Source organism: Salidesulfovibrio onnuriiensis, assembly GCF_008001235.1.
GTDB lineage: Bacteria > Desulfobacterota > Desulfovibrionia > Desulfovibrionales > Desulfovibrionaceae > Pseudodesulfovibrio > Pseudodesulfovibrio onnuriiensis.
Genome location: NZ_CP040751.1, coordinates 2,204,019 through 2,219,099, shown reverse-complemented (window position 1 = coordinate 2,219,099; position 15,081 = coordinate 2,204,019). Strand labels below are relative to the sequence as shown.

At 60.1% G+C, this 15,081-nt stretch carries 12 protein-coding genes and 1 tRNA gene; 3 read left to right on the top strand and 10 right to left on the bottom strand.

Annotation, left to right across the window (positions count from 1 at the left end):
• Window positions 1–215: 215 nt before the first annotated feature.
• The 8 genes from metG to murA all read right to left on the bottom strand — a co-directional run bounded on the left by metG (window position 216) and on the right by murA (window position 10,643).
• Entirely contained in the window at window positions 216–2,162 is a 1,947-nt protein-coding gene (gene metG, locus FGL65_RS09905) for a methionine--tRNA ligase (protein ID WP_147821050.1), read from the bottom strand.
• Window positions 2,163–2,216: 54 nt separating this feature from the next.
• Window positions 2,217–3,395: a PSP1 domain-containing protein gene (locus FGL65_RS09900; protein WP_147821049.1), complete on the bottom strand. Its 1,179-nt coding sequence runs from the start codon at window positions 3,393–3,395 to the stop codon at window positions 2,217–2,219.
• Window positions 3,396–3,580: 185 nt separating this feature from the next.
• A complete protein-coding gene (locus FGL65_RS09895; RefSeq protein ID WP_147821048.1) occupies window positions 3,581–3,979 on the bottom strand; it encodes a response regulator in 399 nt (132 codons plus the stop codon).
• Window positions 3,980–4,091: 112 nt separating this feature from the next.
• On the bottom strand, window positions 4,092–4,931 hold the full coding sequence (locus FGL65_RS09890; RefSeq protein ID WP_147821047.1) for an MBL fold metallo-hydrolase: 840 nt from the start codon (window positions 4,929–4,931) through the stop codon (window positions 4,092–4,094).
• 158 nt (window positions 4,932–5,089) lie between these two features.
• Window positions 5,090–5,971 (bottom strand): MBL fold metallo-hydrolase, encoded by an 882-nt coding sequence (locus tag FGL65_RS09885; RefSeq protein WP_250645450.1) that lies wholly within the window; start codon window positions 5,969–5,971, stop codon window positions 5,090–5,092.
• Entirely contained in the window at window positions 5,968–6,831 is an 864-nt protein-coding gene (locus FGL65_RS09880; protein ID WP_147821046.1) for an HDOD domain-containing protein, read from the bottom strand. The genes FGL65_RS09885 and FGL65_RS09880 overlap by 4 nt, the downstream gene beginning before the upstream one ends.
• Before the next feature lie 93 nt (window positions 6,832–6,924).
• Entirely contained in the window at window positions 6,925–9,390 is a 2,466-nt protein-coding gene (locus tag FGL65_RS09875) for a DNA internalization-related competence protein ComEC/Rec2 (protein WP_147821045.1), read from the bottom strand.
• Window positions 9,391–9,392: 2 nt separating this feature from the next.
• Entirely contained in the window at window positions 9,393–10,643 is a 1,251-nt protein-coding gene (gene murA / locus FGL65_RS09870) for a UDP-N-acetylglucosamine 1-carboxyvinyltransferase (RefSeq protein ID WP_147821044.1), read from the bottom strand.
• A 73-nt stretch (window positions 10,644–10,716) separates the two neighbouring features.
• Here murA and FGL65_RS09865 point away from each other — a divergent pair.
• Window positions 10,717–10,792: transfer RNA gene (locus tag FGL65_RS09865), tRNA-His, on the top strand.
• On the opposite strand, the gene FGL65_RS09860 is transcribed toward FGL65_RS09865, so the two are convergent.
• Entirely contained in the window at window positions 10,785–11,552 is a 768-nt protein-coding gene (locus tag FGL65_RS09860; RefSeq protein ID WP_187170346.1) for a lipid-binding SYLF domain-containing protein, read from the bottom strand. The two genes, FGL65_RS09865 and FGL65_RS09860, sit on opposite strands and share 8 nt — an antisense overlap.
• A gap of 65 nt (window positions 11,553–11,617) precedes the next feature.
• The gene (gene selB / locus FGL65_RS09855; protein WP_147821042.1) at window positions 11,618–13,528 is read right to left on the bottom strand and encodes a selenocysteine-specific translation elongation factor; all 1,911 of its coding nucleotides are present in this window, start codon (window positions 13,526–13,528) and stop codon (window positions 11,618–11,620) included.
• Between the two features lie 116 nt (window positions 13,529–13,644).
• Here selB and FGL65_RS09850 point away from each other — a divergent pair, with 116 nt between their 5' ends.
• The gene (locus tag FGL65_RS09850; protein ID WP_147821041.1) at window positions 13,645–14,469 is read left to right on the top strand and encodes a helix-turn-helix transcriptional regulator; all 825 of its coding nucleotides are present in this window, start codon (window positions 13,645–13,647) and stop codon (window positions 14,467–14,469) included.
• Window positions 14,470–14,495: 26 nt separating this feature from the next.
• A complete protein-coding gene (locus FGL65_RS09845) occupies window positions 14,496–14,972 on the top strand; it encodes a VOC family protein (protein WP_147821040.1) in 477 nt (158 codons plus the stop codon).
• The last annotated feature ends 109 nt before the right edge of the window (window positions 14,973–15,081 follow it).

The following is a 15,081-nucleotide window of genomic DNA, read 5'->3' as shown; positions in this document are numbered from 1 at the left end:
GCCAGTATCTACGAACGACATGGCGCACCGTTCAAAAGTAGGACGACGCACATCGACGAAACGTTTCAAGCCCAGTTCATTGCCGCTTTGTGACCATTTTTCAGGCCGTTCAGAAAGTGTGGACACGAAAAAACAGGCCGCTTGTGTATTGCACATACACAAGCGGCCTGGACTTATTCGCTGACGCTGTCGTTTGCGCCTTATGGACGGCCTGGCTAGCTGGCCTTGGAACCGTTGGGCACTGCTCCGGTGGAGGTAAGCAGTTCCATGCCTTCCTCGGTCTTGACCGCCAGGATCATGCCCTGGGAAACCTGCTTGCGAAGCTTACGCGGCTTGAGGTTGGCAACCACTGTCACCTGCCGTCCTTCCAGGTCCTCGGGTTTGAAGAACTCGGCCAGCCCGGCGACCACCTGACGGGGTTCATCCTCGCCCAGGTCCACCTTGACCAGCAACAGCCTGTCCGCATCCGGATGCGGCTCGACCGAAACCACGGTGCCTACGCGCAGGTCCAGCTTCTGGAAATCCTCGAACTCAATGAAAGCGGCCTCCGCTTTCTTTTCCGACTTTGCACCCTTGGCGCTCTTTGCGGCCTCTTTCTTGGCCGTTTCGGCCGGAGTCTTGGGTTCGGGCAGGTCCACGCGCGGGAACAGGTTGGAAGTCTTGGCGACTTCGTGCCCGGATTCGAGCAGCCCCCAAACCTCGGGTTCCTTGGAAAGCACGAACTTGCGCGGATCGAACTGGATGCCGAGCTGCTCAAGCATGCGTTCGCTGGCCTCGGGCATGACCGGCCAGAGGTGCACGGCAATCTTGCGCATGTTCTCCAGCAGCACGTAGATGACCGTGCTCAAACGGCTCATGTCCTTTTCCTTGAACAGGGTCCAGGGCGCGGTGGTGTCGATATACTTGTTCAGGCCGCGTACCAGTTCCCACAGCCCTTCCAGGGCGCGTGGGAAACGCAGCTGGGTGAACTCGTCCTGATAGGTATGCATGGCCTGCTGACCAAGCTTCTTGATCTCGACGTCCTCGATCTCCTCGTCCTCGGGCCTGGGGACCACGCCGCCGAAATACTTGTGGGTCATGGACAGGGTGCGGTTGAACAGGTTGCCCAGGTCGTTCGCAAGGTCGGCGTTGAGCCTGCCCACCAGGGCCTCTTCCGAAAAGCTGGAATCCTGCCCGAAGGACATCTCGCGCAGCAAGAAATACCGAAAGGCGCTGAGGCCGTAGGTATCCTTCATCTTGAGGGGCTCCACCACGTTCCCCAGGGACTTGGACATCTTGGTGTCCTTGATGAGCCAGTACCCGTGCACGTTGAGGTGCTGGTAGGGCTCGATGTCCGCGGCCTTGAGCATGGTGGGCCAGAATATGGCGTGTGGCTTGAGAATGTCCTTGGCAACCATGTGGTTGGCCACCGGCCAGTACTGCTTGTACTTGTCCCCGTCGGGGAACCCCAAGGCCGAGATGTAGTTGATGAGCGCATCGAACCAGACGTAGGTGACGTAATCCTTGTCAAAGGGAAGCTCGATCCCCCAGGTCAAGCGCGATTTGGGGCGGGAAATGCACAGGTCTTCAAGAGCGCCGGATTCCAGCAGACTCATCACCTCGTTCCGGTACTGCTCGGGGCGGATGAAATCGGGATTGTCCTGAATGTGTTTCCGGAGCCAGTCCTGATACTTGCCCATCTTGAAGAAATAGTTCTTTTCGGAAATGTACTCGGGCTCGGTGAGATGATCCGGACACTTGCCGTCCACCAGTTCCTTTTCCGTGTAGAACCGCTCGCAGCCGTAACAGTAATGCCCGCCATACTCGCCGAAATAGATATCGCCCTTGTCATAGACCTTTTGCAGGATTTCCTGCACGACCTTCACATGGCGCGGCTCGGTGGTACGGATGAAGTCGTCGTGCTCGCACTGCAGGTCGGGCCACAGGTTGCGGAACAGGGCGCTGATGGAGTCGGTGTATTCCTGGGGAGTCTGCCCATTGGCCTCCGCTGCCTTGACGATCTTGTCGCCATGTTCGTCCGTACCGGTCAAAAAGTAGGATTCCCTGCCCATCAACTTGTGGAACCGGCTCAAGGAATCGGCGACAATGGTGGTGTAGGCATGCCCCAGATGGGGCTTTGCGTTCACGTAATAGATGGGCGTGGTGATATAAAAACTATCCAAGCTGAAAGCTCCTTATATTCGATTTCTTCCGGCCGGAAAGGCCGGGAACAACGTCTATTTGGCTTTTGGGGGACGTCTGCGGCGACGGCGGCGCGGGCGCTTGGACTTTTCTTCGTCCTTGCCCTGGTCCTCCGCAGGCTTGCTCCGTTTCTGCTGCGGCTTGCGGGAACTCGGCTTGCGCGAGGAACGAGCTCCGCGGCCCTCGGTTCCGCCTTTCCTGGGAGACTTGTCCTCCCCGGAATCAACGCCGGACTCCGCGCTTTCCGCACGGGGGGCTTCGCCTTCGTTATCCTCCGGACAGGAGGCCGCCTTCCGGTCAGGCCGTGAGGAAGAACCTCCCTGCGAACGATCGCGCCTCGGCTGTTCCCTGCGCGGCCGTGGAGACGGCGGCTCTGCGCCGCTCAATTCCTCCAAGCCCTCGCCCGGTGCCTTGTTGACAATATCCTTCCATTCGTCAAGGGAGATCTCGCGTTCCTCGCCCCCCTCAAAGAACAGGCTCAGCGTCTTCTTGAAGAAATTGGAACGCAGCACCTTGGCCCGGCCATAGGAGGTCGTGTACTTCTTCCCGATCTTCGGACACTCGCGATGGAATTCCTCGTAGGAGTCCTGCTCAAAGCTCAGGCAACAGAGCAGCCTGCCGCAAATGCCGGATATCTTTGTGGGGTTGAGAAAAAGATTCTGTTCCTTGGCCATCTTGATGGTTACGGGAACAAACTTGCGCATGAATCTGCGGCAGCAGCACAACTGGCCGCAATTGCCGATGGCCCCGAGCATCTGCGTCTCATGGCGCACGCCGATCTGGCGCAATTCGATGCGGGTCCGGTATTCCTTGACCAAATCCTTGATCAGTTCGCGGAAATCGATCCGCCCCGGAGCCGTGAAATAGAAAATCATCTTGCTGCGGTCGAAAAAAACTTCGACATCGACAAGCTTCATACCCAGTTCATGCTTGATTATGCATTCGCGGCAAAACTTGTGGGCATCCCTGGAAAGCGCGTCGTTTTCCGCAACGGCTTCCATGTCCTCGTCATTGGCCAGCCGGTATATGGGTTTATGGTCCTCGGTTTCCTCGCCTTCCAGCGGCGCCTGCCGGATCATGACCACCTTGCCTAGCCCCATGCCCTGGTCGGTCTTGACGATCACATGCTGGCCTTCCCGGACAACGAACGGTCCCGAGGAAAAATAGTAGACCTGGCTGTAATCGTTAAATTTGACACCAAGAATCTGGCTCATTCAAACCTGCCTGTATATGCGGACTCCCGAGGGAGGGCGCGTTCATTTGGAGCGGGTAATATAGAAGAATTCCTTCACAACTTCAAATAGGAATCCCACAATGGCGGCACAGCCCGAAAAACAGAAAAAAGCCGCGTCCAGCGCAGGGCGGGATGCGGCTTCTCGCGTAAAAAAAAGCTATGATATCAATTGATGAGCCCGACGCTCTTCACTTCGCTCAGCAGCTTGGTCTCATCAATGGGCTTAACCAGATAGGAAGTTGCCCCGCCCAAGAAAAAGGCATCGTGGGTTTCCTTTTTGTCGTCCAGCATGGTGGTGACGATGACCTTGGCTTCCTTCTCGGGATGGACCTCGAACTCTTTTTCAATGGCGCGAATTTCCTTGAGGGCATCCTGGCCGTCCACCTCGGGCATCACGAGATCCAGGCAGACGAGGTCATAGGGCTCTCCCCTGTCCATGGCTTCACGAAAGGCGTAAATGGCCTCCTCGCCATTGACGGCAATGTCGCAAGACGCATACGGACGCAATATTTCGTGAATCATGTTGCGGCTATAGAAATCGTCATCAACGATCAAGGCTTTCATTGTTCCTCCGGGCTTGACGTGACTGGCAGTTCCTCAACTGGAAATTCGTCTCACGTTTGGAGACAGAAATCAAGTGCTGACAGGGAGTTCGGAAACGTTTGCGGCTCTTTTTTTATATCCGGACCACCATGTCCTGGGCCACGGCAAAGCATTCCAGGTCTGCCCCGCGTTGGGCTATGATCTCCCTGCAGACCGCGACCATGCGGTCCACATCCCGGTCCGGCCTGTCCTGATTGTGATGGAACAGCCCTAGGCACTGGACTCCTGCCGCTAGGGCCAATTCCAACGCTTCCAGGTATTGGGAATGACCCCATGTCCTCCGCTCCGAGTATTCCTCGGGCATGTATTCCCCGTCGTGGATAAGAAAATCGGCACCGCGCGCAAAATCCGCGTAATCCTCGAAGGTTCCGCCCCCGGGATGCCGGTAGGAAAGCTCGTTGTCGGTCAGAAAAACGAACGATCTGTCCCCTTCGGTAAAACGATAGCCGACGCCCTTGTTGGGATGGCTCAGCGGAATGGTGGCAACCTGAAGTCCGCCCAGGGAAAACACCTTGTCACAAAGCTGCTCATACTTGATGGAGGCCTTGATGACCTCATAGGGCACCGGGAAATGCGGCGCGCTCATGGTGTGGGAAAGCAGGGTCTGCATGTTGCCCTGTTCCAGGGGGCAGCCGTAAATGGTGATATTAGTACGGGAATCGTAGATGGGCCGGAAAAAGGGGAAGCCCATGATGTGGTCCCAGTGGGCGTGGGTGAACAGTATGGTATATCGGAACCGCTCCTCTTCGAGCAGCCGGTTCCCGAGCCTACGAATACCGGTGCCCGCATCCACGATGACGACCTGATCGTCCGCAGTGCGGATTTCGATGCAGGCGGTATCCCCGCCATACTTGACGAACGGCGTCCCGGAAACGCCGATGGACCCTCGGGCCCCCCAGCAGCGTACAATCACGCCCTCACCTCACCACTGATTCTCGATACGCCCGAAACCGGCGGCACCGCATTGACAGACAGCGGCGCGCAACGACTCTCCGATACAGCTTTGCATTTCTGTAACGTGTAAGGGATACCCCGCCCGGAGGAATGTGTAAATGGCTTTAGAAAAACAGATCAGACGTCAAACCAGTGGCCTTCACGGGCCAGGAACAGCTCCACGCCGCAATCGCCCCATTCGTGGCGCAGCCACTCGCCGATGTCGTCCAGTTCGCTGTCGGTGCGCGTGGTTTCATGGTGGGTCAGGTAGAGCTTTCCGATTCCGGCCTCCAGGGCCAGTTCGATGTTGTGCCTGAACGTGGAATGGCCCCAGCCCCTCTTGGACTCGTACTCCCGGTCCGTATACTGGGAATCGGCCACCATCACGTCCACGCCCCGGAGAAAATCCACGATCCCCTGCTGGCGCTCCCGGACGATATTGCCGTATTCCTCGTAATCGTCGTCCCCGGGCTCATAGATGTTGTAGAACGGCTCGTGGTCCCCGGTAAAAAAGAACTTCCTGTCCCCGAACTCCAGCTTGACGCCGAAATTCATGGCCGGATGGTTCATGAGCAGGGTCGATGCCGTGGCAAAGCCCAGATCAATGACCTGGCGGTCCTGCAGGGTTTCGTAATGGATATCGGCCTTGAGCTCGTCCCGGCGCACCGGGAAATGGGGATAGGCGAGCTGCTTGTCCAGCACCTCCTCCACACCGGCCATGGCCACCGGATTGGGCGGGCCATAAATGCGGATTGTGTTGCCGGGAACGAACAGGGGCACGAAAAACGGCAGCCCGTGGATGTGGTCCCAGTGGGTATGGGAAATAAAGATGTCGCAGTCAACGGGCATATTCCGGGCCAATTCCAGGCCCAGGGGCCGGATGCCGGACCCTCCGTCGAGAATGACGAGATGCTCGCCGCAACGCACCTCCAGGCAAGTGGTGTTGCCGCCGTAGCGCAGGGTGTCCGGGCCGGGGGCGGGCATGGAGCCCCGCGTGCCCCAGAAGCGGAAACGCATCATGATGCGGCCTCCCCGAGCTTGATGAACACGCGCGCCTTTTCCACTTCCTCATCCAGAGTGTCCAGCTCGGCGACGAGCTCATCCAGGTTCATGTCGAACAGCTCCCGGATGCGCTCGGGGAGGGGCTCCACCTCGAAATTCCCGGCGTTGCCGAAGGAAAGCTTCTTGCTGATCTGGTTGCCGATGAACACGCAATCCACCAACTGGGAAGTTTCCGCACTGTCCGGCGCATGGTGGAGAGCGATGGCCTCCCTGAGCTCGGGCGGCAGGTTCCACTTCTGGGCCAGAAGCGCGCCGATATCCGCGTGGGTCATGCCTATGGCCTCCTGCTCGGCCTCCAGAAGGCTCTTGCCCGGATCCATGGCCAGCTTCATGGCCGCCTGAAATTCGTCGGGCAGATAGAGCGCAAAGACCACCTTGCCGATATCGTGCAGCAGCCCGGCCGCGAAATAGTCTCCGGCCTCGTCCGGGGTGGCCCCCAGGCGTTCGCCCAGCATGCGCGAAGCCGAGGCCACGGCCAGGGAGTGCAGCCAGAAGGCCCCCATGTCGAGGCCGGCCACGCTCTTCTTGGGAATGGTGCCGATGGCGGCCAGCCCCAGGGCCACGTTCTTGAGAGTATTGAGCCCCAGGTAGACGCTGGCGTGGTGGATGGAGGTCACCTGCTGGGCCAGCCCGAAAAAGGCGGAATTGACCAGCCGCAAAATCTTGAGGGTAAAGACGGGGTCATTCTTGATGACCTCCACCAATTCCTTCTGGGAACAATTGATATCCCCGGCCAGGACCAATACCTGATGGACGCTCTTGGGAAATGCGGGCATCTTTTCCACTGCCCTGAAGACCCTGTTCCGAACGTCGCTCATCCGCGCCTCCCCGCTCTCGAAAAGCTCACACCATACTCCCGACGCACCGGCCCTCACCCACCGGCGCGGCCGTCCACACCATAGAAATGCCGCTTAAAACAACAGATCGCCCAGCAGCAACCCGTTTATCGTTTCCTTGTTATTATCAAACATCTCCAAAGATTGCGAACCATCTTTCCACCTTGCCGTCACCATGCCCCCGGTCGCTGTATCCAGCAGAAGGACTCCCCACCGCCGCAGAACGGAGCGAACCTCGTCCGCCGGAAAACCATACCGGTTCAGGAACCCGCAGGATGCCACGGCCACTTTTGGCCCCACCTGCTCATAAAATTCCCGGCTGCATCCCGTCTCGCTTCCGTGATGCGGCAGCACCAGCATTTCGGCCCGAAGCCCGCTTTCCAATGCCAGCAGATCATGGACACCCTGCTGGCCGATATCCCCTGGGATCAGCGCAAGCCCATGCCCGCGGCGGATGACCCGCAGCACAAGGGAATTTTCATTGGAATCGGATGCGTCAAAATTTCGGGCTGGATGCAAAACCTGAAAAACAATATCGCCTGCCTCCAGCACATCCCCCCGAACAAGCGTCCTGGGTGCAAGACCACTCCCTTCCAAAGCACTGCGCATGGCCCGGCCCACCCGGCCTTCAGGCAAATCCCCGTTGGTATAGAACACATCACAATCAAAGGCATCCAGGATATGAACAAGGCCTTGGGAATGATCAATGTCTGCGTGACTCATGAATACCGCCTCCACCCGGGGAGGACGTCCATAAGTCAGGGCAGCGCCCACCACGGCCCTGCCGATGTCAAAGGTCCGGCTGTTGGTGCCGCCGCCGTCCACCAGATACCGTCGGCCACCGGGCGCGGTCACCAGCACGGACTGCCCCTGTCCCACATCGAGCACGGAAACCCTGACCTCATCTTGCGCATCCAGGCCCATGACAAGCCAATGCGGCAGCACCAGCAACGCAAGCCCGAACGCCGCGAGCGCCCCCACCCTCCGCGGGCGGGAAGACAGAGCCACCAAGACGCACAGCAGCAAAATGGTAAACCCCAGCACCTCGAGCCACAAGGGACGCAGCACCGTAAACAAGGGAGTCCAGCCATGGGCGGCGACCCAGTGCAGCATGGAAAGCATGAAATCCAGCACCTGGCCGGAAGTCTTGAGCAAAACGAATCCCGCCGAAGAAGTCCAGGGAACAAGGGCAAGCAGCAGCCCCGCCACGCCCAGGGGCATGACCACCAGACCCAGCAAGGGCAGCCAGAGCACATTCAGGAGCAGGTTCGGAGTGAACGTGCCGAAATACCAGGCCATGAGAGGCAGAAGGGCCACATTGGCGCACAGGCTGACGCCCAGCAGTCCCAGCGCCCAGCGGCACACACGCTTTCCAGGCGTGCTCCCCTTCGGCAGCACACGCCGCACCAGCGGGAACATCAGGGCGATTCCGGCAACGGCCACGGCCGAGAACTGCAGGCTCAGATCAAATGCGGAAAGCGGATTCCAGAGCACAATGACGGCCACCGCTGCCAGGAGGCCATCCAGCAGAATGCGCCCACGCCCCAGAAGCAAAAGCGCCCCCCAGGAACAATACATGAGAGCCGCCCTTGTCAGGGATGCCGAGGGCTGGCCCAGCCAAGCATAGCCCAGCACGAACGGCAGGGCGAGCAGGACCATGAGCCGGGGACGGGGCAGACGCAGCAGCAAGGAGGGAAACACGAACCCGAGTCCATAGGCCAGGGCGACGCCGAGCAAAGCCACAAACCCCACATGCAGTCCGGAAAGGGCCAGAGTATGGGCCAACCCGGCCCGCCGCGTCAGGTCCATGGTTTCCGGTGAAAGATGAAAACGATCCCCGGCCAGCAGGGCCAGCAGCATGGCTCCACCCTGGGTTTGGGGCGCGGCGGAGACCACCGTATCCCCCACGGCCCGGCGAATCCGCCACCCCGTGCCCCCGGGAGGCTCGCCCCACTCGGCCTGCACCCGCCCGCCCATGGTCCAGGCCTGCCAAGACACGCCGCGCAATCGCCAATACCAGGCGTAGTCCCAGACACCCGGGTTGCGGAACCCGCGCACGGGACGCAACCGCAACTTCGCACGTACGGCCTGGCCCGGTTCCGGGGTAAGCTTCGGATACTTCCAGGTCCAGAGCAGACGGCCGGGCAAGTGTTCAACACTTCCCCCCGGCACCGTGCAGCGGACATCCCCCAGAATGATGCGCGTGGTGGCGTCGGGCCGCGAAAGCACCTCCTTCACCGTGCCTTCCACCGACACCAAAGGCCGCGTCTCCATCCAGGCGGACATGGCCGGGGGTGGTTCCGGAAGACGCAACAGGGCATACCCATAGCCCGCGAAAAAGAACACGATCAGGGCGTTGATGAGCAGAGGCCAAGCCCGGAAACGGCTATCCGCGAACCAGAGGGCCGCCAGTACGGATGCGGACGCCAGCGGGTGGCGAATGGAAAAAATCCCCAGCACGAACGCGAAAAAATAAACCTGCCAGGGCAACAGCCCCGGCAGGTTGTAAGGTGTTCTGGTCTGTTCGCGTCCGGCAGACATGGCTACTCGTTCTCTCTCCAAATCCTGGCGCCGACAGCGGAGAGCTTTTCCTCAATGCGTTCATAGCCGCGATCCAGATGGTAGATACGCGAGATATGAGTCTTGCCGGCACCGGCCAACCCGGCCAGAACCAGGGAGGCGCTGGCGCGCAGGTCCGAAGCCATGACAGGAGCGCCCACGAGCTTGTCCACGCCCCGCACGATGGCCATGCGCCCCTTGAGGGAGATGTTGGCGCCCAGGCGGGCCAGTTCCTGCACATGCATGAAACGGTTCTCGAAAATCTTTTCCTCAATGGAACCGGTGCCTTCTGCCACGCACATCAGGGCCATGATCTGGGCCTGCATGTCCGTGGGAAAGCCGGGATGCGGCTGGGTGACCACGTCCACGCCACGCAGAGCGCCGTTGCGCTTCACCAGAACGCCGTCCGCCTTCTCTTCCAGCCAGACGCCCATTTCGCGCAGCTTGTAGCTCACGGCGTCCAACTCCTGGAACGGACAGTCCTCCACCAGCAGCTCGCCGTTGGTGATGGCTGCGGCAACCAGATAGGTCCCGGCCTCGATGCGGTCGGGCATGACCTTGTACTTGCAGCCGGTAAGCTTTTCCACGCCTTCAACATGGATGACGCTGGTTCCCTGGCCCGTGATCTTGGCCCCCATGGCGTTGAGGAAGTTGGCCAGGTCCTCCACCTCGGGTTCGCGGGCCGCGTTCTCCAGGATGGTCTCGCCTTCGGCAAGGCTGGCGGCCATGAGCAGGTTCTCGGTGCCACCCACGGTGGGGAAGTCGAAGGTGATGTGCGCGCCTTTCAGGCGTCCGCTCTTGCCGAGAATATACCCTTCGGTCAGTTCGAACTCGGCTCCCATGCGCTCCAGGCCCTTAAGATGCAGGTCCACGGGACGCGCGCCGATGGCGCACCCGCCGGGCAGGGCCACGCGGGCCTCGCCAAGCCGGGCCAGCAGCGGCCCCAGGCAGAGCACCGAAGCGCGCATGGTCTTGACCAGCTCGTACGGAGCTTCCGGGGAAAGGTTGGTCACCTCCGAGGTGGCGTCATTGCCCTCGAAGGAGGTTTCGCACCCCAGGATGTCCAGCAGGCGCAAAGAGGTATGGATATCCCGCAATCTCGGAACGTTGGAAAGTTCCACCTTGCCTTCGGCCAGTAGACAAGCCATGAGAATGGGCAGGGCCGCGTTCTTGGCCCCGCTGACCCGGATTCTTCCCCTCAGCGGAACACCGCCCTCAACGATCAGTTTTTCCATTTAATTTCCTTTTTTTTCAAATCAAGGCTTGACCACCGGAAGCGACTTCGATAAACGTACATCCCTCGACGCGGTGGGTGTAGCTCAGTTGGTAGAGCACTTGGTTGTGGCCCAAGTGGCCGTGGGTTCAAGTCCCATCACTCACCCCATAGAAGATCCAAGGACGGGAACATGGTTTCCGTCCTTTTTCTTTTCCTCGTACCGGGTGCCATTGAGCAGCTCCCGCAGGCCGTTTGCGCCAAAGTTGGTGCGCACGCCCTCGTAAAGAATCTCTTCCGGGGAAACGTTATCCACGCCGTAGTAGGCGTCGTTGAGCGGAGCGCGCCCGGAGACGGCGACACCGCCCACGGCCGCACCCGCGTAAAATCCTTCCCAATCCACGAACATATAGGCATCCACGCCCGCCACCAGGGACGAGGTGTCATGCCCTTCGGAAATATTGAAGATGGTGAAGCCGCCCCGGCCGTCAAAGGACAGGCCGCCTTCGCGGGCGTCGTCGAACAGCTCGCGGCTCATGAAGACGATCAGGACCGGCCCGCGCTTGATGCCCAGCTGCAGCCCGAAACTCCCGCCGCCCATGGCGCTGAACACGGGGTAGCTCCATCCGCGGTTCGTCCGCGCGCAGGCAACGCCCGAGCCGCCCTTGACCGAACCGATGAAACCGAATTTGGCGACATTGGGAAATATCATGATCCCGGCGGCGTTCTCCATCAGGAAGGCAATGCCCTGGTCCGGGTCATTGGCCAGGAAATGCTTGAGTGCCGTCTGGGATTTATCCACCAGCCCCTGGGCAAAGGAGGTCTTGGAAACACTGGATGCGTCATGGGAAGAGCCGCCCTTCCTTGCGGCGCACCCGGGCAGCAGCATGAAGAGACAGAAAAAAAGACAAAACGCGTGCGCACGATTCATAATCATGGCCTAAAAGCTGGGCACTTTCGTGTCAAGGAGTAACCTCATTCTGCACCGGTCCCGTCTCAGACGCCCGATTTCCTGAGACGGCGCACGTCGCCCACGCGCACGGTAAGCCGTTCCTTGTCGAAATACTCCAACACGGGAATGGCGAACTTGCGGGACAGGTCGGTGAGCCCCTTGAAGTCCTGTGCGCCCATCTCCTCGCTGGTTTCGAAAAAGGCGATAATCCGGCTGCGGATGTCTTCCAAGGCGGGCGTATGGTAATACATGTCTTCCTTGATCTTGGTCAGCAGACCTTCGTCCTGCAGGTGGCGGAAGACCGGGGCCGCCTCCTTGAAATTCATCCTGGTGGGCTCCAGCACGTCCTTGAGGTTCGGGGGACGGATGCCGCCCTGCTCGTATGCGCCGAGGATGATCTCGCGCACCCTGGCCGTATCCGAGGCCAGGGAAACCTTGTGGTCCTTGAGCCGAAGGATCTCCTGCTCGCCCACCACATCGCCCTTCTTGACCATGCGCTCCAGCACCAGATGGAACAGCTTGGGCGGCAGCTCCCTGCCCCAGGCGGAGGCCAGTTCGCCGCGCTGCACGCCGGGCTTCATGGAATCCCTTCTGTGAAATTCGGCCAGATACTCCAGCAGGCCATCGCAAAGTGTCTGCACCAGGGCCCCGCTCACAAAACGGCGGTCCTCCTTGTCGAACATCAGGGCCATCTGTTTACCGGCCATGCCGGTCAGGGCCTTGTCCAGGGCCTTGGATTCCAGGTTGGACATGATCATGAGCTCGGCAAAGGATACGCCGGCCGACCCCGCCAGATCGAGCTGCTGCAGAATCACGGCGTCGGAATCGTCGGCAGAGAGAGTCTCCAGGGCCTGCACCCGATCGGAAAAACGTTTTATCTTGTGCCCCATCGGGCTGATGATCCGCCCGCCCGCAATGGTCCGCAACGGGGAAAAGGAGCGCAGCACGATTCGATCGCCGTAGACCCCGGCCAGGGGCTCGTTGAACCGCACCTGGCAGACGCACTTCTCGCCGGGCAGCAACTTTTCCCTGTCCAGGAAATGGATGCGGGCCTGCACCTCGCGTGAGCCGTGGTGAAAATGCACTTCCTTGCGGTGCTTGAGAGGCAGGGGCGAGGATTCGAGCATGGACAGCTCAATATCCCAGACCGTGGCCGGAAACATGGTTCCGGGCCGGGCCAGTATCTCGCCCCGGGAAATATCCTGCACTTCCAGCCCTTGCAGGTTCACGGCCGTGCGCCGCCCCGCCGGGGCCTCCTCCACGGTCGCCCCGTGGGACTGCAGCCCGCGCACCTTGGTTTCCGTGCCCTTGGGGAACAGCACCACATCGTCCCCCACCCTGAAACTGCCGGAAATGAGCGTTCCCGTGACCACGGTGCCGTGCCCCTTCATGGTGAAGACACGATCCACGGGCAGGCGGGCCAGGTCGGAACGACGCTTGGGCTTGAACTCGTCCATGAGCCTTTTCAGCTCGGCCTTGAGTTCTCCCAGGCCCTGCCCGGTATGGGCGGAAACGGGCATGATGGGCGCACCGCCCAGAAAGGTGGGCTCCAGGTAGGCGGCCACCTCCTCCTTCACCATCTCCAGCCACTCCTCGTCCACCATGTCGGTCTTGGTCAGGGCTACAATGCCGGTCTCGATACCCAGCAGCGAGCAGATCTCCAGATGCTCGCGGGTCTGGGGCATGATGCCTTCGTCCGCGGCAATGACCAACAGCACGAAATCGATACCCGCGGCCCCGGCCACCATGTTCTTCACGAACCGCTCATGGCCGGGAACGTCCACCACGGAAAGGCGGGTGGAATCGTCGAAATCCAGGAACGCGAAGCCCAGTTCAATGGTAATGCCGCGCTTCTTTTCCTCGGAAAGGCGGTCGCAGTCGATCCCGGTAAGGGCCTTGATGAGCGTGGTCTTGCCGTGGTCGATGTGACCGGCTGTACCCATGACTACAGGCATGCGGATTCCTTGTGTTTAAATCTGTTGGAGATACGGTTCGCGATACTAAAGCAAACCCGGCCCAATCTCAAGAAAACCGCTCTTTCTTTTCCCGCCGCGCGCGGCTATCATGCGCCATGCTTTCAAACCGCCGCGTCTACCGGGAATTCCGCCCCTGCCCGGCCTTGCAGAATCTCGTCCGCTGCTACTGGACCCTGATCGGGACCATTGCGGAAGAGGAACGCGTGATTCGCGTCTATCCGGACGGCTGCATGGACCTGATCTTCGACCTGCGCGGCGGCATGCTTCCCGCCCATCTGCCGGACATGAACACGCCTCCGTCGGCATTCTTCTGCGGCATCATGCCCGAACACGAGCTCATCAGGCTCCCGACCCATCCCGTTGTCGCGGGCATCCGGTTCCGTCCCGGCGGCGCTTCCATCCTGCCCGCCCCGGCCTCGGAGTTCGCCTCGCTGGATGTGCCCATCAGGGACATCTTCCCCGACCTCGCGCCCATGGTCGATTTTCTGGGCGAAACAGAACCGGTCCCGGAGCAATTGATCGCCACTGTGGAGAACCATCTTCTTGACCGGCTCCGGCTCGGTGAAAAGGATACGCGGCTCTCCCTTACGGCCGCGACACGCCTCAGCATGCCGGGCGCGGCTCCCTCCGTGGCGGAGCTGGCCCATGACATGGGTGTCTCCCAGAAGACCCTGGAACGCAGCTTCAAGCACACGGTGGGCCTGACACCCAAGAAGTTCGCCCGCGTCAACCGTCTCACGCACTCGCTGCGCCTCCTGACACAACAACCCATTGCCCATACCGCCCTGGACGCGGGCTATACGGACCAGGCCCACTTCACCAAGGAATTCAAGCAACTCTGTGGAGTGACGCCCGCGCAATTCCAGGCAAGACCCGACACTGTCGATTTTCTACAAGACGAGCCTCCGTCCCCGAAGTAGAGTCCCCTCAAAAACAGGAGACCATAATGACCATCACTTTTGAAGGACCGGCGATATTCGTAGCCGACATCAACCGTTCCCGCCAATTCTATGAAACCGTCATGGGCCAGAAAGTGGAGGCCGACCATGGGCCGCACGTGGCCTTCAAGGGCTTTTCCCTCTGGCAGGCCGATGCCGCGGTCAGCGTCATTTACGGACCAAACGAAAAACGCCAGGGACCGCTGGCGGCAAGAAACTTCGAGCTCTACTTCGAGAGCGACGACATCCGGGCCGAATGGCAACGGGTAATGAATTGCTGCGACACCGTACTCAACGAACTGGAGGCTGCCCCATGGCTGCAGCTCGGCTTCCGGGTGCTGGATCCGGACGGGCACATAGTTGAGGTAGCCGAGCCACTGCCCCAGCTCATCAAACGGTTGCACGCCGAAGGCATGTCGCCCGAGGACATCTACAAGAACACGTCCATTCCCCTGGAATTCGTGAATCACGTGTTGAAAGCGTAGGGTATTCCAACTACACAGCGATCTGGATTTCATCGCTGACGCAACTGATTGCGCTTATGGGCGGCCAGAACGAGAAAACCCCCGGCAAATGGGCCAGGGGTTCTCAAAA

Bases quoted from the DNA above. Each gene is read 5' to 3' on its own strand.
- FGL65_RS09875 (WP_147821045.1), bottom strand. From the start codon at position 9,390: ATGTCTGCCGGACGCGAACAGACCAGAACACCTTACAACCTGCCGGGG.
- FGL65_RS09845 (WP_147821040.1), top strand. From the start codon at position 14,496: ATGACCATCACTTTTGAAGGACCGGCGATATTCGTAGCCGACATCAAC.
- FGL65_RS09885 (WP_250645450.1), bottom strand. From the start codon at position 5,971: ATGATGCGTTTCCGCTTCTGGGGCACGCGGGGCTCCATGCCCGCCCCC.
- FGL65_RS09880 (WP_147821046.1), bottom strand. From the start codon at position 6,831: ATGAGCGACGTTCGGAACAGGGTCTTCAGGGCAGTGGAAAAGATGCCC.
- selB (WP_147821042.1), bottom strand. From the start codon at position 13,528: ATGCCTGTAGTCATGGGTACAGCCGGTCACATCGACCACGGCAAGACC.
- FGL65_RS09900 (WP_147821049.1), bottom strand. From the start codon at position 3,395: ATGAGCCAGATTCTTGGTGTCAAATTTAACGATTACAGCCAGGTCTAC.
- FGL65_RS09860 (WP_187170346.1), bottom strand. From the start codon at position 11,552: ATGAATCGTGCGCACGCGTTTTGTCTTTTTTTCTGTCTCTTCATGCTG.
- murA (WP_147821044.1), bottom strand. From the start codon at position 10,643: ATGGAAAAACTGATCGTTGAGGGCGGTGTTCCGCTGAGGGGAAGAATC.
- FGL65_RS09850 (WP_147821041.1), top strand. From the start codon at position 13,645: ATGCTTTCAAACCGCCGCGTCTACCGGGAATTCCGCCCCTGCCCGGCC.
- FGL65_RS09895 (WP_147821048.1), bottom strand. From the start codon at position 3,979: ATGAAAGCCTTGATCGTTGATGACGATTTCTATAGCCGCAACATGATT.